Source organism: Pseudomonas oplopanacis (assembly GCF_057128725.1).
This window is the reverse complement of sequence record NZ_JBSKHV010000006.1, coordinates 273,060-294,833: the sequence shown is the minus strand read 5'-3', so window position 1 is coordinate 294,833 and position 21,774 is coordinate 273,060. Positions and strand designations below refer to the sequence as shown.

General features: G+C 60.9%; 17 protein-coding genes. 5 read left to right on the top strand and 12 right to left on the bottom strand.

Going from position 1 to position 21,774, the window contains the following annotated elements:
- Nucleotides 1–24 precede the first annotated feature (24 nt).
- Nucleotides 25–5,205, bottom strand: a complete 5,181-nt coding sequence (locus ACWKV5_RS15320) for a dermonecrotic toxin domain-containing protein (RefSeq protein WP_483841899.1) — start codon at nucleotides 5,203–5,205, stop codon at nucleotides 25–27.
- 204 nt (nucleotides 5,206–5,409) lie between these two features.
- On the opposite strand from ACWKV5_RS15320, the gene ACWKV5_RS15315 reads away from it, so the two are divergent.
- A complete protein-coding gene (locus ACWKV5_RS15315; protein ID WP_483841898.1) occupies nucleotides 5,410–6,444 on the top strand; it encodes an alpha/beta fold hydrolase in 1,035 nt (344 codons plus the stop codon).
- Nucleotides 6,445–6,629: 185 nt separating this feature from the next.
- Here ACWKV5_RS15315 and ACWKV5_RS15310 read toward each other — a convergent pair whose 3' ends face one another.
- On the bottom strand, nucleotides 6,630–6,986 hold the full coding sequence (locus ACWKV5_RS15310; protein ID WP_483841897.1) for a DUF6124 family protein: 357 nt from the start codon (nucleotides 6,984–6,986) through the stop codon (nucleotides 6,630–6,632).
- A 533-nt stretch (nucleotides 6,987–7,519) separates the two neighbouring features.
- On the opposite strand from ACWKV5_RS15310, the gene ACWKV5_RS15305 reads away from it, so the two are divergent.
- From ACWKV5_RS15305 to ACWKV5_RS15295, 3 genes are all read left to right on the top strand, one after another.
- Nucleotides 7,520–8,185, top strand: a complete 666-nt coding sequence (locus ACWKV5_RS15305; RefSeq protein WP_483841896.1) for a DsbA family oxidoreductase — start codon at nucleotides 7,520–7,522, stop codon at nucleotides 8,183–8,185.
- A 108-nt stretch (nucleotides 8,186–8,293) separates the two neighbouring features.
- A complete protein-coding gene (locus ACWKV5_RS15300) occupies nucleotides 8,294–8,989 on the top strand; it encodes a hypothetical protein (RefSeq protein ID WP_483841895.1) in 696 nt (231 codons plus the stop codon).
- Nucleotides 8,986–9,894 (top strand): hypothetical protein, encoded by a 909-nt coding sequence (locus ACWKV5_RS15295; protein WP_483841894.1) that lies wholly within the window; start codon nucleotides 8,986–8,988, stop codon nucleotides 9,892–9,894. The genes ACWKV5_RS15300 and ACWKV5_RS15295 overlap by 4 nt, the downstream gene beginning before the upstream one ends.
- A 50-nt stretch (nucleotides 9,895–9,944) precedes the next feature.
- Here ACWKV5_RS15295 and ACWKV5_RS15290 read toward each other — a convergent pair whose 3' ends face one another.
- From ACWKV5_RS15290 to ACWKV5_RS15270, 5 genes are all read right to left on the bottom strand, one after another.
- Nucleotides 9,945–11,333, bottom strand: coding sequence for a sigma-54-dependent transcriptional regulator (locus ACWKV5_RS15290; RefSeq protein ID WP_483841893.1), 1,389 nt, complete (start codon nucleotides 11,331–11,333; stop codon nucleotides 9,945–9,947).
- Nucleotides 11,323–13,095 carry a sensor histidine kinase gene (locus tag ACWKV5_RS15285; RefSeq protein WP_483841892.1) on the bottom strand — a complete coding sequence of 591 codons (1,773 nt, stop codon included), beginning with the start codon at nucleotides 13,093–13,095 and terminating at the stop codon, nucleotides 11,323–11,325. Before ACWKV5_RS15285 ends, ACWKV5_RS15290 begins: the two co-directional genes overlap by 11 nt.
- A 103-nt stretch (nucleotides 13,096–13,198) precedes the next feature.
- Nucleotides 13,199–14,092 (bottom strand): alpha/beta hydrolase, encoded by an 894-nt coding sequence (locus ACWKV5_RS15280; RefSeq protein WP_483841891.1) that lies wholly within the window; start codon nucleotides 14,090–14,092, stop codon nucleotides 13,199–13,201.
- Nucleotides 14,089–15,483: an aspartate aminotransferase family protein gene (locus ACWKV5_RS15275; RefSeq protein WP_483841890.1), complete on the bottom strand. Its 1,395-nt coding sequence runs from the start codon at nucleotides 15,481–15,483 to the stop codon at nucleotides 14,089–14,091. Before ACWKV5_RS15275 ends, ACWKV5_RS15280 begins: the two co-directional genes overlap by 4 nt.
- Entirely contained in the window at nucleotides 15,476–16,174 is a 699-nt protein-coding gene (locus tag ACWKV5_RS15270) for an HAD-IB family phosphatase (protein ID WP_483841889.1), read from the bottom strand. The genes ACWKV5_RS15275 and ACWKV5_RS15270 overlap by 8 nt, the downstream gene beginning before the upstream one ends.
- A 219-nt stretch (nucleotides 16,175–16,393) precedes the next feature.
- Between ACWKV5_RS15270 and ACWKV5_RS15265 the strand changes: the two genes are divergently transcribed.
- The gene (locus tag ACWKV5_RS15265; RefSeq protein WP_483841888.1) at nucleotides 16,394–17,146 is read left to right on the top strand and encodes a MipA/OmpV family protein; all 753 of its coding nucleotides are present in this window, start codon (nucleotides 16,394–16,396) and stop codon (nucleotides 17,144–17,146) included.
- 120 nt (nucleotides 17,147–17,266) lie between these two features.
- Here the strand turns inward: ACWKV5_RS15265 and ACWKV5_RS15260 are convergent, their stop codons facing one another.
- The 5 genes from ACWKV5_RS15260 to aauS all read right to left on the bottom strand — a co-directional run bounded on the left by ACWKV5_RS15260 (nucleotide 17,267) and on the right by aauS (nucleotide 21,751).
- Nucleotides 17,267–17,668 carry a DMT family transporter gene (locus ACWKV5_RS15260; RefSeq protein WP_483841887.1) on the bottom strand — a complete coding sequence of 134 codons (402 nt, stop codon included), beginning with the start codon at nucleotides 17,666–17,668 and terminating at the stop codon, nucleotides 17,267–17,269.
- Entirely contained in the window at nucleotides 17,661–18,035 is a 375-nt protein-coding gene (locus ACWKV5_RS15255) for a DMT family transporter (RefSeq protein ID WP_483841935.1), read from the bottom strand. The genes ACWKV5_RS15260 and ACWKV5_RS15255 overlap by 8 nt, the downstream gene beginning before the upstream one ends.
- A 151-nt stretch (nucleotides 18,036–18,186) precedes the next feature.
- The gene (locus ACWKV5_RS15250; protein ID WP_191624655.1) at nucleotides 18,187–18,516 is read right to left on the bottom strand and encodes a GlpM family protein; all 330 of its coding nucleotides are present in this window, start codon (nucleotides 18,514–18,516) and stop codon (nucleotides 18,187–18,189) included.
- A gap of 8 nt (nucleotides 18,517–18,524) precedes the next feature.
- Nucleotides 18,525–19,853, bottom strand: coding sequence for a two-component response regulator AauR (aauR, locus tag ACWKV5_RS15245; protein ID WP_483841886.1), 1,329 nt, complete (start codon nucleotides 19,851–19,853; stop codon nucleotides 18,525–18,527).
- A complete protein-coding gene (gene aauS, locus ACWKV5_RS15240; protein WP_483841885.1) occupies nucleotides 19,850–21,751 on the bottom strand; it encodes a two-component sensor histidine kinase AauS in 1,902 nt (633 codons plus the stop codon). The genes aauR and aauS overlap by 4 nt, the downstream gene beginning before the upstream one ends.
- Nucleotides 21,752–21,774 lie beyond the last annotated feature (23 nt).

The following is a 21,774-nucleotide window of genomic DNA, read 5'->3' as shown; positions in this document are numbered from 1 at the left end:
GAAAAACCGCTCCCGTTTTGCGTTTTAAGCCGGGTCGAAATGTTTAAGCGCTACGGATTTCTTGCCGATGTCGGCGTAAGGCAGGTCGACGTTGTCCGCGTGTGTCAGAAACCGGTGCTCCGGCAGTTTGAGGTGGGCCTTTTCAAACTCACCGAATGCAGGGGCTGCCTTACTGTAGTGAAAGTGGGCATACCACATCACCTTGGGCGGTGTTTGCGTCAGGTCTCGCACCTCGTATTCCTGCAGGTAGTCGGTGCGTCCGTCCGCACGTTTACCCAAGGTTTCCATCGGTTTTTGTTTGTGGATATCGACGATTTTTTTCTCGGCGGAATTTTGCTGCATGAGGTAATCCAGCATGCCATCGGTCGGGTTTCGACTGTTCATCGAGTACTCGATACGCAGTGCCCGTCCGGTATCGGTCAGTTCTGTGGCCTTGTCACGCAGCTGCTGGATGAGCGCATTAGCGGGCTGAAGATCTTCAATCATCCGGGCACGCCGGCCGAGTTCGCCTGCCTCGCTGAGCATCATGTGTTCCAGATCAACGGGTAGCATGTCCTGTCGGGCATAGGCCTCGACGCGGATTTTGTACGCCGCTTGCGCAGCAAGTCGGCGGCTCGCATCGGCCGTTAACGCTCCAAGGTCTTGGTGAGCGGGGTGAGCACCCTGTTCCTGTGGATTGAGCAGGCGAAACTTGCCGTTTGTCCCTTGCTCCCAAACCTCCTCGAACCCGCCCTGGCCTGTCAGGGTGTATTGGCGCTTTTGGGTCGTCGGTTCCCAGCGCTCCTCCCCGATCAGCAATTGACCGTCTTCGGTGGTGAACACTTTTTTGCCGCGTTGCCCCGCGGGGGATGCAGGCGCGGGTTGATCGATGGCCTTGCGTGCCCGTTCGGCCATTTTCTCGATTCCCAGCAGCAGTGGCCCCACGGCGTCCAGATGGAAGTGCTGGGGATAGCTGGCGGTCCAGGCATTCATGTTGCGGCGAAACTCCCCGTAAAGATTCAGGCACTCTTGCAATATCTGATTGCGCTGGGCTCGGGTGGCGCTCACTTCCGGCAGGCTGTGTTGGGTGAACAGGGCGCGATCGACTTTGGTTCTCAACGTGTGTGCCTGCGTTTGCAGGTAGAACCAGGAAACATCGCTGGTGCTGTCGTAGCGTTTGACGATTTCCAGCAGTTGACCGGTTTTCAAGTACAGCTGACTGGCCTCATTGAGCCTCGCGTTCAAGTCCGCGAAGGCGCGGCTCAAGTTTGTTTTTGTCGGTTTGTCGGTAATGCGCGGGTACCACAGGTTGAGGTCGCGCATGTGGGCATCGATGGCGTCGAAGTCGCGCATTATCTCCAGACGCAGCGTCCTGACGTCCTCCAGAATACGCAAGCGCTGGCCCAGTGCCTGGGCAGGCAGTGCGTCCAACTGGTCCAGAAGATCGTCGATCCTGTCCGTCAGGGCCAGTGCCCGTTGACCGGTCAGGACCACCCGTTGTCTGGACCGATCGGCCAGTAAAAAGGCGACATTGCTTTGTATTTCCTTGATCTCGCGCATGTTGTTGCCACGCGTCATGGGTCGCAGCTCAGCCAGAGTCTGGTAATGCTTGCTGCCCAGTTCCATGTCCTTGATGCACGCGACTTCAAATGCCTGTGCCAGCGCCGGGCGAAGGTTTTCGGGGCTGGCGTTGTACGTTTCCATCAGGGCGGTGGTACGCGTCATCTGGGCGTCGAAGAGCGTGGCCGTGGCATTGGCGGATTCGCTCAGCGCTTGTTGGCGGCGCAAGGTCTGGTCGGTCCACCAACGCGGCAGACGTTCGCGAATGACGGCCGGCCAGAGAGGATCAAGGCCGTCCGCCAAGTGTCCGAGCACACCACCGCCCCCCAGCCCGCCGCCCTCGAACGTCACCCCATAGACACCGAAATAGGTGTCCCAGTTTCCGGCCTCATCGAGGCCGACCGGTTGCTTGTAGGTTTTTTGTCGAGTGCCGCAAAGACGCCAGTTGCGTGAATCGCTGCTGCGCTCAACCTGGAAGATACGGCCCTGGCGAACGATAAAGTCACCGTCGGCATGCCGGTAGATATTGCGGTAAACCCCTTGGGTCGCCGGTTCCAGGCCGGTCAGGGAGATCAGTTTTTCGTACTCATACCCGGCGAACCGCTGGACAACATGCCGGGCTCGGCGCTTCGACGGCGCTTGCAGTGCCCCGGCGTTTTTTCCCAAGGCGCGGAGCTGACGAATACGCGTCAGCGAGTGAGCGCCCTTGGCGGTTCTGGCACTGACGGACGCCCCCGGAAGAAGGTCCATGGCGGCATCGACCAGTGACAACAACACCGATTCAATCTCTGTCAGGCCGTCACCGACCTCACCGCGCAACAAGGACGCAACGGCGTGGTTGGCGCTGCTCCAGGCATCGTAGAGGGCGATGCCCGCTCCGACAAAGGGCACCATGCCCAAGGCCATTTTTATGTAGTTGAACGCCCTCGGCCCGCTGAGCGCATAGCGCTCTTGATATAAGGCATCGTTGGAACGCGAGGTGCCGCGATGCGCTTCGATCAGGCGTCCCATGTGCGCATTGAGCAGATGGGACGCCAGTGACGTGGTTTTCGGCCAAGGCAAGCCGACCCCGATCATCGCGTCGAAATGCTTGAGCACGGCCTGGTTGATGCGACTGGCATGGGCTCGCACGTCACCGATCAAGGCGCGTGCGGCCAGATAACTGACCATCTCGCTGCGCAGGCATAGATTGAACAACGCCCGGCGAGCAGTCTCGAGGTTGTCGTAGCGGCGCAGGAAACGGCCGTCAGGGCTGTCAGGCAGATACAACAGGGTCATCCCGCTGACTTGTTCTTGAACGAAGGTCACCCCGGACAAAGTTGTGCCTCCTTCGTTGGGTGTGTCCTTGCCCCCGGCGCTGAGGTACGCCGGCAGGAGCACGATGCGCTTGCCCGCAACGTTCCAGGCCTGCGGGGTATCGGCCGCTATGGCGATGTTCAACACCTGCCATTCATCCTGATTGATCTGCTTTTGCAGGCGTGCGCAGGTCCCCTGCAACTGGAGCATCAGGCGCCAGGGTTCTATCAGGCATTCACGCCGGTGTTCCTTCACGAACGTGGTCTCGGTGGCCGAACCCATGAAGGCATCGCGAATCAGGTTTTCGTAGGCTTGGGGCAGGTCCATTTCAGGCAGCACCTTGCGCAGCCAGGGCAGGGTGATACCGCGGGTCAACGCCCGGCGTTCGGTTTCATCCGCCGCCGTGACCTCAAGTCGCATAAAGCCCAGTCGCAGTGAAAGAGGCTCCAGTTGCATCGAGGGCGTGTTGTCGATGTTGAGCTGGGCGAGTGCTTCGAGTGACATTTTGCTGCGGGCTTTACTGGGCACCGCGACGAGTTTCTGCGGGGTTCCAGGGGCGGCGCCATCGGCCAGTTGTTTTTGCAGCGTCACCGCGTCGGGCAGATCAAGCTGCACGGCAAAATGCCCGTTGAGCGAGAAGTCCTTTCGCAGACGCGCCTGCACATGCTGGCGGGTGAAATCGTCACGCGGTGGCAGGGCGATTTCCAGTTGTGTGTGGCTGCGACGCATGGCCAGGAGGTAAGCCTCCACTAAACCCTTGAGTTCAACTCGCTCGGATGCAGACAAGGTGGCCAGCCAATCGGGCAACAGGGAGAAGAGTTTCGCGCTGCGGCTTTGTTCCAGCAGGTGTGCAAAGGCCAGGTTTCTGGCGGCTGGCATCGGGACTTGCAGGGTCACCAGCGTTTGTTTGCGCAGCGTTTCCAGTGGGTCTGCATGTTGGCGCAGGTGCGCGGCGTGTTCTTCGAAGTGGCTGACCTGCTTATCGAGGCTGTCATGCAGCGGGTCGGTGACGATGTTGTTCAGCCGCAAGGCCAGCATCTGGTCGTGGTCCTGGATCTTGAACAACTGTCGCTCCAGTTCTGCGCGGTTGGCAAACCGTTGCAAACCGCCGCCTGAACCTGGCCAGTAGAGCAAAAGGCTGTGCGGCGATGGCGCATCCCGGGTGATGACGAAGGGACCGTTGAGTGCCTGGGTGGTGATGCCGCCATTAGCGTCGGTCATCGACAGCGTCAGGCTGGCGGCGGTGATGGCCGTGTCGCGATCAGCCGCCAGCGGCGAGTCCAGCACAGTCATGAGCAGGCTGAACTCATCGCCGTCGAGCTGTTTGAGCGCCAATTGAAGTTGGGCCTCGGCGCGCAGGCCATCCTTGTGCGCCTGATAGAGCGCGCTGAACTCGCGATTGAAGGTTGCAAAATCGAATGCGCGCGATCTGTAAAGCAGAGCGGTTGCCGCCGTGTTGGCGGCGTGCTCTGCCGTCTCCAGCGCCGTCAGTGCTGTTTTGAATGACGGGTGACGGTCGCTGTCGAGCTCGTCGCCCAACAGCGCTTCGAGCGCATCGCGCTGCCGGTTCAGTGAAGCCTGGCGCTGGGGCCAGGGAATGTCGGCAAACAGGCTGTCGAACAGCGGTGGTTCATCTTCTATCGGGCTGTCCGGCAGGGGGATTTCAAGGTCTGGAGGCGCGGCGAAAACGATGGCGTTCGCATACGGCGGGCGTAAAAGCAGCGCTGTAATTGCGACCGTGAGCGGCTCGGCTTTCGCGGTGTATTCAAAGCGCACGTCATTGTCGGGCAGGCCCTGCGGGACGAGGGATTGCCCGGACAACCAGGCTTCCATGTCACTGCGCTGATTGAAGTGCTGAATGGGCACAGGCCGGCCCGGCAGGTACAGCCACTGCGCGGCGGGTTGGCGATTGCCCACGCTGATGACCCACGCGGCGGGGAGTTTCAGGGTGCCGCTGTCGCTCAATACCAGGGTCAACTGCTCGGTCTGGATCGGTTGATCATTCAAGTGCAGGCCGGAGGCGGGCGGGTCCAGGATCAACAGCAACGGCTGCAGCTGTTGCGCCGTCAACGTTCGACGAGCGAATGCCACCTGGGCGCAGGCCTCGAAATGACTGCGGTACAACTGACTCGCCCGCTCGCGCCGCGACACCGGCGTACCGGGCGCCCGAGCGTCCCAATAGGCATTCCAGCGTTCGTTGAGCGCCGGTTCCGGGCGCTGACCTCGAAGCGGTGCGGTGTCGAACAACGCCTGCAAACCCTGGCTGCACTCGCGCCAACGCGCCCAAGCGCTCAGCAACAGGCTGTCATCAGGGTTGTTTTTCAGGAACGCAGTGGAAACGGGCAAGGTGCTGAACGCACTTTCAATCATGGCAACGTGGCTCTGTGCAGGGGAGCGGCGTATCCGCTCTTGAGCGCACCATTAAAAGGAACCTGCCGCCGTCCATGGCACTACATAGTTATCGCATTGACCATTGGGCAGCATTCACGAAATTGTCATGGAACTGTGGCAGCGCGCTTGAACAAACATCATCAGACTCGCGCTCTACTGGGGTTCTGCGTTTTGGTGTTTTTCATGGGTGTTTCATTTCTTTCAAGAGTTGTCTTTTTGGCCGCGCTGCTGTTCGGCCTGCCGTCTTTCGCGGCGTCGCGTTGTGATGTCAACGTTCCAACCGAACACGTCGATCTGGCGCAGGTGAGCCTGGCGTACCAGAGCATCGGCCGTGCGTCGGACCCTGCGCTGTTGCTGGTGATGGGCCTGGGCGGGCAGTTGATTCACTGGCCGGACGAGGTGGTGGTTGCGCTGTGTCAGCAGGGTTTTCGGGTGATTCGTTACGACAATCGTGATGTCGGCCTGTCCACCTGGCGGCAAACTCCGGCCGAGGCCAACCTGACCTTCGAAGCCTTGCGCTACAAACTCGGCTTGCCGGTGTCGGCGCCGTACACCCTGACCGACATGGCCGACGATGCGTTGGGCCTGATGGACGCCTTGCACGTCGAGCAATTCCACGTATTGGGCGCGAGCATGGGCGGGATGATTGCCCAGCACATGGCGGCGATGGCGCCGCAGCGTGTGGAAAGCCTGACCCTGATCATGACCAGCTCCGGTGCCGAGGGTTTACCGGCGCCGACTGCCGCGCTGGTGCAATTGTTGTCGAGGCGTGGCGCGCCGAATCGTGAAGTGGCGCTGGAACAACAGGCGGATTTGCTGGCGGCATTGGGCAGTCCGTCGGTGACGGACGACCGCCAGGCATTGCTGCATCAAGCGGCGCTGTCCTACGACCGGGCGTTCAACCCTGAAGGTGTGAAGCGCCAGATCATGGCGATCCTTGCCGAACGCAGTCGTGTGGATTTGCTCAACCACTTGCGTGTGCCGACGCTGGTGGTTCACGGCACGGCCGATCCGTTGTTGCCGGTGATGCATGGCGTGCATCTGGCGGCGCACATTCGTGGGAGTCAGTTGGTGCTGATTCCGGGGCTGGCGCATCGCTTCCAGGAAGCGTTCAAGGCACCGTTGCTGGCGGCGGTGCTGCCGTACTTGCAGGCCCATCGCGAAGACACTTCGCATTGGGCGCAAATCGACCCGGTGCCGTCCCCGAATCTCCTCTAATCCCCCATCCATCAGTTGGAACTAAATCCAACTGTGGGGCTAAATCCTGTGGCGAGGGGGCTTGCCCCCGTTCGGCTGCGCAGCAGTCGTAAATCCGGTGCATGCGATCTAATTTTGAAATGCTGGGGCGGCTTCGCCACCCAACGGGGGCAAGCCCCCTCGCCACAGAAACTTTTCAGCCAGGGTTAGGTGGGGACGACGTTATCCAGCATCAGGTTCACTGCCAGCTCACCCAACATGACCGAGTTCTGAATACCGAGCACGGTGTTGCGCTGGGTGCCGTCAACCGTTGCGGCGAAGTTGCTCAACATCACGCTCGCTGACGCCAGGGATTCACAGGCGTTGACCAGCAGGGTTTCGTGATCGGTGTTGGGGGCGATGAAGTAGATGGTGCTGGGTTTGCGAGGCGTGTCTTTGGGGATGACCGGTTTCAGGTAGTAGTCGAGGGCGCGGTCGGCGGCTTTGTTGAGCTTTTTGGACTCAGGGGTTTCGTAGGGGGAAACGTCGTCGGTTTCCGGTGGGTTCGGCGTTACTTTGAACATAGATAAATTCCTCTAGTAGAGCCGCAACCATCTCGCTACTAAACGGAGGGTGGCGGCTGTGCGCAGGTTAGTAGACCGGGAGGAATCAAACCGGCGCGCCCGAGGGCGCCAAGCGCACAGCCACCATCAAGTGCAGGCGAAAACCTGACTGAATGACACTTGTGCTTCCGTTGAAACCTACCCGGGCTACTAAACCCGATCACTGGAAATCAGTGACAGAACCAAGTTACCGACGGCCCTCCAGGCGCACAAGCCGGCGGATTCTGACGTGGTTGTAGGCGACGGCGCAAGGCGCTGTAGCTTTCAGGAAGTAAACCTAAACAGAACTAAACACACCCGCCCAAACACCGCCGTTCCCCCTGTGGGAGCGAGCCTGCTCGCGAAAGCGGTGTATCAGTCAATGCAGTATTGAATGACACGACGCCTTCGCGAGCAGGCTCGCTCCCACAGGGGATTGTGGTATGGCTGCCACCGTGGGTCTGTCGGGTGTATCGTTCCAGCTTTCCCGCGCGATCCAGCCAGCGAGGTGTGTGATGAGTACCCCTTTGAAAATCGATTTCGTCAGTGACGTGTCCTGCCCCTGGTGCGTTGTCGGCTTGTACGGCCTGACCCGGGCGCTGGAGATTCTGCGCGATGAGGTCCAGGCCGAGATCCGTTTCCAGCCGTTCGAACTGAACCCGAAGATGGGCCCTGACGGCCAGAACATCACCGAACACATCACCGAAAAATACGGCTCGACGCCCGAGCAATCCCAGAAGAACCGCGAAATGATCCGCGCCCGTGGCGCCGAGGTCGGCTTCGCGTTTCGCACCGACGGCAACAGCCGCATCTACAACACCTTTGATGCTCATCGGTTGTTGTTTTGGGCAGGGCTGGAAGGCTTGCAGTTCAACCTGAAAGAAGCGCTGTTCAAGGCGTATTTCAGCGACGGCGGTAACCCGTCCGATCACAGTCAGTTGGCGCAGATCGCTGAAAGTGTGGGGCTGAACCGGCAACGGGCCGAGGCGATTCTGGCGTCGGATGAATACGCCAAAGAGGTGGTTGAGGAAGAGCAATTGTGGCTGACCCGTGGCGTGAGTTCGGTGCCGACGGTGGTGTTCAACGGGCAGTACGCCGTCACGGGCGGGCAGCCGGTGGAGACGTTTGTCGGGGCGATCCGGCAGATCATGAGTGAGTCCAAGGGCGGGCAAGTGAACTGAAGCCCGCCCGCAGAGCGTTGCGCGTAAAAAAATATCAATGTGCCACTACAGTTGAAACAAAGGCTGCCGACACAGGAAGCACTGTTATCAATCATAGGGACTTGATCCATGACCTTTCGCGCGTTTCGTACTTGGGCTGCCATCACGTTGCTGGCCTGTCTGACCCTCACCGGGTGCGCCCACGTCCAGCCTCCCGTACCGCTGGACCATCAATTCTGGGATGCCAAAGAGCCGACTATCGGTGTGGCGATTACGGTGGTGCCAGCGCCGGTGCTGGCTCTGACCGGTAACCAGGGCCTTATCGATTACGCGATCAACCGCGGCGTCAACAGCAAGCTCAGCGACAACGTGGAGCATTGGCAAACCCGCGACCTTAATACGTTGCCGGATGTGATCGTCGCCAAACTGCAAGCCAAGGGCTACAAGGCCAAGCGGATCGACGAGCCGCTGGACCTGCAAAAATTCAAGGAAACCAGTTTCCGCGAAGGCTACACGGTACGCGACTTGACCCCGATCAAAGCAGCTCAAGGTGTCGATCGCCTGCTATTGGTCAACGTCTTCGCCACCGGCGCCACTCGCAGCTACTACAGTGTCGTGCCAACCAGCGCGCCAATGGCCCAGGTGACCGGGCAGGGCATGGTGGTCGATCTGGCGGACAACAAACTGTTGTGGTTCCAACCTTTTGCCGCGGTACAAGCCGCTCAGGGCGAATGGGATGAGCCAAACTACGCCAACTTGTCCAACGCTTTCTACCAGGCCATGGACACGAGCCGTCAGCAAATGATCACCCCGTTTGCACAATGAAACGCTCAAGCGCAGCTGCTGCGGCGCTGACGTTGCTGATGTTGGGCGGTTGTGCGCAGAAACCGGGCCTCGAACCCGGTTTCAAGGATCAGGGCGCGTTGCCCTATGTCCAGGCTCACGGGCTGAAGGTTGAGGTGCAACTACCACCGACGTTTGTCGGTGCCAGCACGGTGATCGATACCAAGGCAGCCCAGGCCGCCGCGACCTCGAGTTACAACATGGTGGCGAGTTCGGGCAACAGTGCCGGGCTTGCTGGCGTGTTGGTTGCCAGCCTGGTCAATACGCAAATGGGCAGCGGTACGTTGCAGCGCGACGCGGAAAAAGCCGCGCTCAACGAGGCGCGACCGTTGGCCGACTTGCTGGCAGGTGTTCCGTTGCAGGAGCGTCTGCAACAGCGCTATCAACAGGCGTCGCAAGTGGCCGGGTTCAAGCAAGGAGTGGGGCAGGTCACTGCGCGCCTGGTGATTGAACCCAACCTGATGCTGACCCCTGACCGTGGCAGTTTCGTGCTGATCAATCAGGTGCAAGTCCAGGACATTGCCGGTTCGGCGCTGTATCGGATGCGGATCGAAGTGGTCAGCCAGCCGATTCGGCGCTGTGGCAAGGAATGCATCGACGACGGCAGCCTCGATTTAGCAAAGGTCACGGCCGTGCTAGACGAGTGCATCGACGAATCGATGCGCGTTCTGTCCACCGACCTGATGCAGCCGACACCGCCAGCGGCAGCTCAGGAAACCTTGCGTTATAGCCTTGATGGGCAGCGTGTGGTCGAGCGCGGTTACCAACTGGCCAACAGTGGTAGTTACTGGCGTTATCGCAACCTCTACGGGGCGGTGAAGTCAGTACCGGTTCCGTTTGAGGATGCGTTGACCCAAGCGCAGTTGCAGAAGGTTTACGGGCACTGATGCGACCCGTGGGAGCGAGCCCGCTCCCACAGACTTTTGTTTTGCCGGGATCAGCGGACGATTTTGTCGACGTGAATGCCGAGTTTTTTCAGCCGATACCAAAAGCTGCGCTCGGAGATTCCGATCAACTGCGCCGCCGCAGCCTGCACGCCATTGCTCTGCGCCAACGCCGCCAGAATGTAGGACTTCTCCACTTGGGCCAGCGCCGCTTCCAGGTCCGCTGGCACACTGCCTTCCGCGATCAGCACACCGCTGTCAGCCGATCGCGACGCAAACAAATACGCCGGCAGATCATCCTCTTCAATCACCGCCGCGGACGCGACGATGGTCGCGCGCTCCACGCAGTTTTGCAGTTCTCGGATATTCCCCGGCCACGAATAATGGGCCATCGCCTGTAACGCCTCGGCGCTGAAACCGGTGATGCGTTTGCCCGCCGTGGCCCCCAGCGTATGGGCGAAATGCCGGGCCAGCGGCGCGATGTCTTCGACCCGTTCGCGCAGCGCCGGCAACGGGATCGGGAACACGTTGAGGCGGTAGTAAAGGTCTTCGCGAAACTCCTTGTTCGCCACCGCGTCCAGCAAGTTCTTGTTGGTCGCCGCGATCACCCGCACATCCACCTTGCGCTCGCGCGGATCGCCCACCGGTTCGATCACTCGCTCCTGCAACGCCCGAAGGATTTTCGCCTGCAAGGCCAACGGCATTTCACCGATTTCATCGAGAAACAACGTGCCCTTGTCCGCCTGCATGAAACGCCCGACCCGATCTGCCACGGCGCCGGTAAACGCGCCTTTGCGGTGGCCGAACATTTCGCTTTCCAGCAGGCCTTCCGGGATCGCCGCACAGTTCACCGCAACGAATGGCTTGTCCGCGCGATTGCCGTGTTTGTGGATGGCGCGGGCGACCATTTCCTTGCCGGTGCCGCTCTCGCCGGTCAGCAGGATGGTCGCGTTGCTTTCACGCACCGAGTCGATGGCGTGCAGCACCCGGCGGAAGCTCGGACTGTCGCCGATCAGGCTGTCGATCTGCTGGTGTTCGTCAAGCTCGGCGCGCATGCGCTGGTTGTCTTTGAGGATGTCGCGAAACTGCAGGGCTTTGTTGACGGTGATGTCCAGTTCGTCGATGTCGAACGGTTTGGCGATGTAGTCGAAAGCGCCGTTGCGCATCGACTGCACGGCGTTTTTCACCGTGCTGTAGGCGGTCATGACGATCACCGGCAAGTGCGGATATCGGGTTTTGATTTCCGCGAGCAATTGCGGGCCGTCCATGCCGGGCATGCGCCAGTCGCTGATCACCAGGTCGATGTCCTCGGCCTCCAGCACCTTGAGCGCGTGCAGGCCATTGCCGGCGGTGAACACCTGAATGCCGCTCTGACTCAAGGCCGATGCCAGCAGGTCGCACAGCTTGGGTTCGTCGTCGACCACCAGTACGTTATGTGTCATCACTGCCCCTGTCGAACTGTTCGCCGTTGGCCGGAATGTACAAGGTGAAGGTCGCCCCGGCTTCTATTTCACTGACGCATTCGATGCGTCCGTCGTGACTTTCCATGATCGAGAAGACCTTGGCCAGACCCAGCCCGGTGCCGGACGCCTTGGTGGTGACGAACGGCGTGAAGATCCGTTCGAGCATGTCCGCTGCAATGCCCTGGCCGGTGTCGCTGACGCGAATGACGGTGTAGTGCTGCTCGCTGCTGATCCCGACCGTCAGTCGACCACCCTCGGGCATGGCGTCGATGGCATTGACGATCAGGTTCAGCCCGGCCTGCTTGAGTTGCCGCGCGTCGGCATACAGGGTCGCGGCCGGCGCCCGGTCGTCGATGTGCACCTCGATGTGGTGGCTGGCCAGTTCCGGCGCACAGAAGCCGATCAATTCATCCACCAGCGGGCGGGCCAGTTGCGTCGAGCGCATCGGTGCGCTGGGTTTGGCGAAGTCGAGGAAGTCGGTGATCAGGTCGTTGATGCGGCTGACTTCACTGACCACGTATTCCAGGTGACGCTTGTCGGTCTCGGGCAAATCGGCGCGTCGATGCAGCAATTGCGTGGCGGTTTTGATGATGCCCAGCGGGTTGCGGATTTCATGGGCCAGGCCCATCGCCACTTCGCCCAGCGCATGCAGACGGTCGCGACGGCGCAGCTGCGATTCCAGGTGTTGCAACTCGCCGAGGCGTTCGCTCATGTGGTTGAACGTGCTGCTCAGTTCCGCCAGTTCGTCGCCGCCGGTGACTTCCAGGCGCTGGCGGTAATCGCCGGCAATCACCGCTTGCACGCCTTTCGCCAGGCCGCGCAAGGGCTTGGTCAGGCGCTGCGACACCAGCCAGCCGACCGCCAGGGACGCCGCCGAGCTGAGCAGGAAAATCAGGATGAACAGGTTGCTCTGGTTCACCAGCCCGACCAGGCTGGTGTGGCGCAGCAGGCCGCTGAAGATCACGCCTTGCAGCTCGCCGTTTTCATTGAGGATCGGCTGATAGATGCCGCTGTAGCGGTTGGTGAATTGTTCGATCGGTTGCTTGGTGGTGCGCAGGATCTGTTCGATTTTCTCCGGCACGGTCGTCGGGTGATCTTCGAAGCGCTGGGTGGCGAAGATCTCCGAGAAGTCGTCGGCCTTGGCCAGGTACAGGCGCAGATCAAGAGAATGCACGTCGGCCACGCTGGTGAGGAAACTGCTGTCGAGGTACGTCGCGACCACCAGTTTGTAGTCAACGTTGTCCTGGTCGGTCTCGAAGGTCGAGACCACCGTCCCGGTCGCCACGCCGCCGACTTGCAGGGTCTGCAACACCGCTTTGGGCTCGGTGCTGATTTGCCGGACGATGTCGTCGGCGACGGTGCTGAACACCACTTTGTGATCGCTGTTGCGCACCAGCGCCACCACGTCGATGCCCATGGAGTCGGCAATGTCAGTGGTGAGTTTGTCGTGCCTGGCCGACAGTCGATCCGTGGGCGGGCGGGTGTAGCGCAGGAACAACTGCGCGGCCCGGGCGTTGTCGCGCAGGATCTCGCTGATTTCGTCTTCGACGATCTTGGTCGATTCCTGCAGCCAGATGCGCACGTTGCTGTCGAAAATCTGCGACAGCGTGGTGGCCGCCAGTTCGGCGGCGATCATGGTCGGGATCACACTGACCAACCAGAAGGCGAGCACCAGTTTGCGTTGCAGGCTCCAGCCGGAGAGGGCGAACGGTCGGGCGGTGACGGGTGATTCTTTGGTCATTGGGTTTCGCTTATCGCAGCAGGTCCGATCGGATAAACCGTTTCAATACAGTAGCCGACTTCGCCCTGTAGCAGCAGGCTTCGCCAATTGCTACAGGTCGTGTTCAGGCCAGTTGGCGATAGTCCTGGCGAATGGGCTGCGGGGCGTAGCCTTGTTGCATGAAACGGTGCTGGATGAAATCCGCGCTCAGCTCCACCACGCGGCGGTATTGCAGGTCGACGGTGATCATGTGATAGCAATCGTCGAGCAGCACCTTCACCACCGGACCGCCGAGTTTTCGCTCCACGTAATCGGCATTCCACGCGCTGGTGATGTCGTCTTCCCTTGAGTGCAGCACCAATGCCTGGGTGGTGATCTGCGGCATGCGTTTTTTCACCGCCGCCACCAGCCGATGCAGTTCGCGAACGCTGACCCCGGACATGGTCAGCAGCCCGGCGTTACTGCTTTCACCGGCCTTCATCTGCCGTTCGACAATCGCGCGCAAGCGTTCGTCCTTGATGCCGAACGGTGATTTTTCGTTGAAGCGGCACAGGTGCACGCCGTACGGAAGCGACATCACCAGGCTGCTCAATTTTGCCACCCAGGGCATGTTCCAGCCGTCGTAGCGCAGGGTCGTCGAGTACAGCAACAAGCCTTCGATCTGCCCCGGATGCTCGGCGGCCAGGTACATCGACAACACCGCGCCCATGGACAGACCGCCGACAAACACATGCTCGTGTTTGCGTCGCACGCCGACGAAGGTGTTGCGCGCGCTTTCGTACCAGTCGCGCCAACCGGTGGCTTGCAGGTCGGCGTTGTTCCCGCAATGGCCGGCCAAGGTTGGCACATACACCGTGCACCCGGCCTTGGCCAGGCCCATGGCGACCCGACGCAACTCGGTCGGGGTGCCGGTGAGGCCGTGGATCAACAACACCGCGACCTCCCCTGAACCGAGAACGAAACCGGCGCTGCCTTCGCCCATGTCGATCTGCACTTCGTCTTCAAAAACCGCGTTCATCGTTTCATGGCTCGATGCAGCAAGCGGTCGAGCAGGGCGATGCCGAGGTCGATTTCCTGGTAGCTGATTTCCAGCGAAGGCGCGAGGGTAATCACGTTTTTGTAGTAACCGCCGACATCGAGAATCAGGCCGAGGCGTTTGCCGTCGATTTCGATGTCGCCCTTCATGCCTTCATCGACCATGAAATCCAGGGTCGCCTTGTCCGGCGTGAAGCCGTCCGGACCGCAGATTTCGCAGCGCAGGGCCAGGCCCAGACCGTCGACGTCGCCGATGATCGGGTAGCGTTTCTGCAAGTCTTTCAGGCCGTCGAGGAAGTATTTGCCCTTGTTCATCACCATCGCGCCGTAGTCGAATTCGCTGGTCATCTTGAACATTTCCAGGCCCACCGCCGTGCCCAACGGGTTGGAGGCGAAGGTCGAATGGGTCGACCCTGGCGGGAAGATTTTCGGGTTGATCAACTCTTCCTTGGCCCAGATGCCGCCCAGCGGATTGAGGCCGTTGGTCAAGGCTTTGCCGAAGACGATGACGTCCGGTTTGACGTCGAAGTGCTCGATCGACCACAGCTTGCCGGTGCGGTAGAAGCCCATCTGGATTTCGTCGACGACCATCAAAATGCCGTGCTGATCCAGCACATGCTTGAGTTCGCTGTAGAAGTTCATCGGCGGAATCACGTAGCCGCCGGTGCCCTGGATCGGTTCGACGTAGAACGCTGCGTATTCACTCTGGCCGACTTTCGGGTCCCAGACGCCGTTGTATTCGGTCTCGAACAGACGGGCGAATTGCTGCACGCAATGGCTGCCGTATTCTTCCTTGGTCATGCCTTTGGGGCCGCGGAAGTGGTACGGGAACGGAATGAAATTGGCACGCTCGCCGAAGTGCCCGTAGCGACGGCGATAGCGGTAGCTGGAGGTGATCGACGAGGCGCCGAGGGTCCGACCGTGATAACCGCCCTCGAAGGCGAACATCAGGCTTTTGCCGTTGGTGGCGTTGCGCACGACTTTCAGCGAGTCCTCGATGGACTGCGAACCACCGACGTTGAAGTGCACGCGACCGTCGAGGCCGAACTTTTTCTTGGCGTCGACCGCGATCATTTCCGAGAGCTCGATCTTGCCTTTGTGCAGGTACTGGCTGGCGATCTGCGGCAGGGTGTCGATCTGTTGTTTCAGCGCGTTGTTCAGGCGCGGGTTGGCGTAACCGAAGTTGACGGCCGAGTACCACATTTGCAGGTCGAGGTAGGCCTGGTCTTCGGTGTCCCAGACGTAGGAGCCCTTGCAACGGCTGAAAATACGCGGTGGGTCGATGTAGTGAACGGTGTCGCCGTAGGAGCAGTATTTGGCTTCTTTATCCAGGAGGATCTGGTCTTCAGGGGTCGCGATTCGAATATCAGACATGGTGGAAGAGTTCCTGTGTTTCAACGTTGAAAGTGGTGGCGTTGGCGGCGCTGGCGTTTGGCAGCAGGGCCAGCAGGGCAGGGAGTTCGGCGAAGCTGTCGAAGCGCGCATGAGGAATGCCGTTGCGCTCGCAGTGCTCGGCCAGGCGATCCTTGGCGAACACGAAATCGGCGGTGGCGGCCACGCACATGTCGGACTGGCCATCGCCGATCACCAGCACTCGTTTAGCGCTGGGGGTGGATTTGCATTTGCAGTTGCCGGACGCGGCGCGGCAGGCGTCGCTGGCATGCGGGAAGTCGATGCGCCAGCTGTCGTGGTCGAGCTGCCGCAAGCGGTTGGCGAGGATCGGCAACAAGCTCACATAGTTGCGCGCCAGGATCCGGGCGATGCCTTGTTCGATGCCGTCGCTGACCACTTCAAACGAAGCGCCGAGGCCGATGGCGTGGTCGACGAAGTCGGGGAAGTCCGGGTCGATCTCGATGGCGTCGAAGAACCCGAGCAGTTCACTGGGTGTGGCCTTGACCAGCGCGAGCTGGCGGCTGAGGCATTCACGGGAACCGATATTGCCGGCCAGCCACTCGTTTTCGATCGCTTCCCAACTCGGGTCGGCGAAGCGTTGGAGGATGCTGTCGATCACGTCGGTGCGGGTGATGGTCCCGTCGAAATCACACACGATATGCCAGTCAATCATCTGCAGTACCTATTGGGCGTTGCGCGCTGTCTGCGCTTGCCAAGGGAGTAGAGCAGGGACTGTGCCAACCGGGTCTGGCCCAGCAGGGCTGGGGTTGTGGCGGGATTGGAGCGCTGCGAAGCTACAATTTTTGTAGGTCGCTACAAACAACATGAGTGCTTGCGCGGGGGAGATGAAACGGGGATTGATGCGCGCCTGTCCCGTACAAGGAATGGCCTCATGTCGAGGATCACTGTTGTTCTATTCGCTGCACTGACGTGCCTGTCGGCCAGCGTTTCAGCGGCCGGCATTACCGGAGAGGCCGGGGCCGGTCTCAGCTATCAGCCACACGATCCGAGCGGCAGTCGCTACGAAGTGCGGCCGGTGCCGTACCTCGACCTGGACTGGGGCGATGTCAGCCTCGGTACGGATGACGGCCTGACCTGGAATGCGTTGAAGGCCAACGGTTTCAGCGCCGGACCGTTCGTCAATTACCTGCCGGGACGGACTGCCAACGGTGAGCTGCAAGGCTTGCACGACGTGCCGGACATGGGCGAAGTGGGCGGGTTTGTGCAGTACGCACCGGCCGATTTCTGGCGAGTGTTTGCCTCGGTCGGGCAAGCGGTGGGCGCGCGTGGCGGGGTGTTGGGCCGGGCCGGCGGGGAGGTGGGTTATCCCGTGGGTGGCGGGGTGATTGGCAGCTCCAATGTGACGGCGCACTTTGCCAATGCCCGGCAGAATCAGGCGTTTTTTGGTGTCAGCGGGGATGAGTCGCTGGCTTCCGGGATTCGGCCTTATAACGCCGGAGGTGGCTTGCAGAATGTGGCGTTGACCCAGAGTTTTGAGTTTCCGCTGGCGCCGCATTGGTCGTTGTTGACCAGTGCGAGCTGGATTCACCTGACGGGATCGGCGGCGGATAGCAGCATCGTCAAAGCGGTCGGGGATAGCAATCAGGGGGAAGTGCAGGCGGCGATTGCTTACAAATTTCAGTGACCGGACTGACGCCTTCGCGAGCAGGCTCGCTCCCACAGTTGACCGCATTTCTCCAGAATGAATGCGTTCCCTTGTGGGAGCGAGCCTGCTCGCGAAGGCGTCTTCAAGTTCGATGGATATCTAGCTTTCTTCACCTTCAGCCAACAACGCAATCCCACCAATAATCACCGCTACCCCCACCCAGTGCAGCGCGCTGATCTGCTCCCCCAACCCCAGCCATGACCCAAGCAAAACCCCGACAAACACCAGCGAACTCAACGGAAACGCCAGCGACAAACTGCTGCGTCGCAAGATCAGCATCCACACAAAAAACGCGCCGATACCGCAGCCCACGGCACTCAGCACGCCGGGGTCGACCACCACGGCTTGCAGCCATTGCAGGGTAAACGTCATCTGCCCCAACTGATCGCCGCCGACCTTGGTCGCGATCTGCCCGGCACTTTCCAGAACAATCAGCAGCGCCCACAGCACCACGGTTCCGAGCCGCCCGTGCAGCCAATCCATCGATCTGGAATCAGGCATGGCCGGCACACACGAGCATCACGCCCACCGTAACCACCAGGGTCGCCAACCAGCGTCGGCGGCTGACGGTTTCGCCCAGCACCACTTTGCCCGCCAGCACCACGCCGCAATAGGCCAGCGCTCCGGCCGGGAACAACAGGCTCAAAGGGGCTCGGGACAACGCTTCAAGCCAGACGAAAAACTCCAGTGCATAGGCGCCGATCCCGCACCACAGCAGCGGCGCGTTGAACACCTGGCCCCAGAAGGCTTTCAGCCGAAAGCCGCCTTCGAGTTCCGGCAAACGGTCCAGGCCGAGCTTGAAACAGAGCTGGCCGATGACGTCCAGCACGATGGAAAAAGCGACCAGCAGAATGACGGTGAAGGTCAGGTCGGGATCTAGGATAGGCACGGTCAGGATTCACCCTTGGCGGACGCTCCCGGACACCGGGTTCATCGAACATGAAGACCGGCCGGGAGGGCTTTTTGGGGTAAATGCAAGGGACGGGCCAGTGAGCCTGATGGAGATCCCCTGTGGGGTGTCAGGAGTGAAGGCGGACCCACACGGTGACGAGGATGGTCGCCGCGATCAACCAACCCACTGCCGCGACGGCGAGTGAAGCCTCCAGCCGCATCCGGTCCACCATCACATACAGCGTCGCCAGGTAAACGAAGTACGGAATGATCGACCACATGCCAAACACGATGGTGGTCTTCAAATCTTCCACCGAGCGTCCTTTGCCGACGATGAAATGCGCAATCAGCGCAAAGGTCGGAAACAACGGCACCAGCCCGGCGATGTAGTAATTTTTGGTCTTGGCCAGCGCCGCCAGAATCAGCACGACCGCCGCACCCAGCGCCGCTTTCAGAATCAGATCCATCAGTGGCTCAGCCCGTACTTTTTGACTTTGTCGAACAGCGTGGTCTTGGCCATGCCCAGTTCCAGGCTGGCCTGGGTCAGGTTGCCGCCGCTGCGTTGCAAGGCGTCGCCGAGCAAGGTGCGTTCGAAGGCTTCCACCGCTTCGGCGAACGCCAGGCCCTGATTGCTGCCACTGGCGCCGGTTTTCTTGAAGGCCGGCAGGCCGAGGGCGAAGCGTTCGGCGACGTTGCGCAGTTCCCGCACGTTGCCCGGCCAGTCGTGGCTCATCAGGTTCGACAGGGTCTGGTTGTCCAGCTCCGGTACGGCGCGGTCAAAGCGCAGGGAGGACTGCTGCAAAAAGTGCTCGAACAATTGCAGGATGTCTTCGCGACGTTCGCGCAACGGTGGCAGTTCCAGGGTCACCACGTTCAAGCGGTAATACAGGTCGCTGCGGAATTCGCCGGCCTTGCTGGTTTCGGCGAGGTCGGACTTGGTGGCCGCGATCACCCGGCAATCCACCGCCACGCTCTGGTTCGAACCGAGGCGTTCGAGGGTGCGTTCCTGCAACACCCGCAGCAATTTGATTTGCAGGGGCAGGGGCATGCTTTCGACTTCGTCGAGGAACAACGTGCCGCCATCGGCGTGTTCGATCTTGCCGATCCGTCGCTTGCCGGCACCGGTGAACGCGTTGGCCTCGTGACCGAAGATTTCGCTTTCGAACAGGTTCTCCGGCAAGCCGCCGCAGTTCAGCGCGACGAATTGTTTGGTGTGGCGGCGACTGAAGTCATGCAGGCAGCGCGCGACCAGTTCTTTACCGGTGCCGGTCTCGCCTTCGATCAACACGTTGGCCGAGGTGTCGGCGACGTTGGCGATCAACTCGCGCAAGTTCTGCATGGCTGGCGAACGGCCGATGATCCGGCCTTCCAGCGAGTCGCGCTCCGCCAGTTGCCGGCGCAACGAAGTCACTTCGCGGGCCAGGCTGCGTTGTTCCAGCGCACGGCGGGCGACGTCCACCAGGCGTTCGGGGGAGAAGGGTTTCTCCATGAAGTCATAGGCGCCTTTTTGCATCGCGCCGACCGCCATGGAGATGTCGCCGTGACCGGTAATCAGCACCACCGGCAGGCTGCGATCGCGGGCCTTGAGGCGGTTCAGCAGCTCCAGGCCATCGATGCCGGGCAGGCGAATGTCACTGATGACGATGCCGGCGAAGTTGTCGCCGACCCGTTCCAGCGCTTCTTCGGCGCTGCCGACCCCGACGCAGGGAATGTCTTCCAGGGTCAGCGCCTGTTGGCAGCCGAGCAGCACATGAGGGTCGTCTTCGACGATCAGCACACTAAGGTCGTTGTTCATATTGGCTCGGCGAGAGTGGGGCTTACCAACGGTAAACTGAGGACGAAGGTGGTACCACCGCTGGCCGGGTGTTCAACACCCAAGTACCCGCCAGTGGCGGCGGCCAAGCTGGCGGACAGGGTCAGGCCGAGGCCTAGCCCTTGTTCGCCGGGTTTGGTGGTGAAGAAGGGTTCGAACAGGTGCTTGCGCGCTTCGGCGTCAATGCCGTGGCCGTTGTCGCGCACGCGCAGGCGATATTTGCCGTCGAAGACGTCGCCTTCCAGCCACAGTTCCGGCAACGGCTGGGCCTGCATGGCGTCGAGGGCGTTGCCGATCAGGTTGACCAGAATCTGTTCGAGGCGGGTCTGGTCGATCTGCACCTGCACATCGGCGAACTCCCGATGCAATTGCAGATGAACACTTTCCACCCGACCGCCGAGCAGTTGCAGGGCCGCGTCCACGGCTTTGCCGAGGCAGGCCTGGCCTTTGTCGTCGCCACGACGGGCGAAGGAGCGCAGGCTGGCGGTGATCCGGCCCATGCGGTCGATCAATTCGTTGATGGTCTTGAGATTGGTGCTGGCGACATCCAGCTGACCGCGCTCCAGAAAGCGCACGGTGTTGCCGGACAAGGTGCGCAGCGCCGCCAATGGCTGGTTCAATTCATGGGCAATGCTGGTCGACATCTGGCCGATGGCCGCGAGCTTGCCGGCCTGCACCAGTTCATCCTGGGCGCGGCGCAGCGTCTCTTCAGCCTGCCGGCGTTCGCGGATCTGCCCCTTGAGCCGCTCGTTGCTGGCGCGCAGGTCGGTGGTGCGTTCGGTAATCCGACGCTCCAGTTGATTGTTGGCTTCCTGCAAGGCTTCCCGGGCGGCGAGGCGGGTGGCGATGACCTTGCGCCGCTCGTTCCAGGCAATCAGCAGGAATGCAACGAGGGCAAACGCCACCGCCACCAGAATCCCTTGGTTGATTGCCTCGCGGCGCAAATCCTGCAGCGGGGTGAGCAGGGTGAAATTCCACGGCGTGTCGCTCAGGGGCCGGGTCTGGGCCAGGTAGCTGATGTCCTCTTCGTCAGACTCCACTTCGCTGTTGGCGGGGAAGGTCAGTTTCTCCACACCCTCGGCCAGGGTTTCACGGGCCAGCGGTTGCAGCTCGTTCAGCGGGAACCAGTAGTATTGGAGGCTGCGGGCGAGTTTTTCCTTGGTCTCGTCGCTTAGCGGCACGACTGACTTGAGGCGCCGCGCCGGATCGCTGGAGAGGATGATGATGCCGTTCTCGTCGCTGACGAACGCTTCGAGGCGCGCCCGTTGCCAGCGTTCTTCCATGGCTTCGAGGCGCACTTTGACCACCGCGACGCCGATGATCTTGCCGTGTTCTTCCAGGCCGTGGGCCAGGTAGTAACCGGGTTCGCCGTTGGTGCTGCCGATGCCGTAGAAACGACCGGGCTGGCCACGAATGGCGTTCTGAAAATAAGCGCGGAAGGAAAGGTCTTCACCGAGGTAACTGTCGACATCGCGCCAGTTACTGGTGGCCATGACACGGCCGGTGGTGTCCATCACATAGATAGCCCGACTGCGGCTGCGCCGGTTCAGGCCTTCAAGGTAATCATTGACCGCTTGCCGGTGTTCCGGCGACGGGTCGGCCAGCAGTTTCGACACACTGGATTCGAGTTCCAGCAGGCTGGGCAGGTAGGTGTATTTGCTGATCTCGCTCTCGACGGCGCGGGCGTGCAGTTCGAGCTGCCGCTGGCCGTTCTCGCTGAGGCTGCGAATGCCGTAGTGTTCACTGATCCAGAAGCCGGCATAACCCAATCCGATCATCAGGGCGATGATCAGCGGCGGCAGGAACAAATGGCGAATCAGACGGGGTTTCACGGCAAGTGATGGCGGCGCTGCGCGATGGAGAGAGGGGTCGCATTTCATCACAGATGCCTTGGGTCAACCAC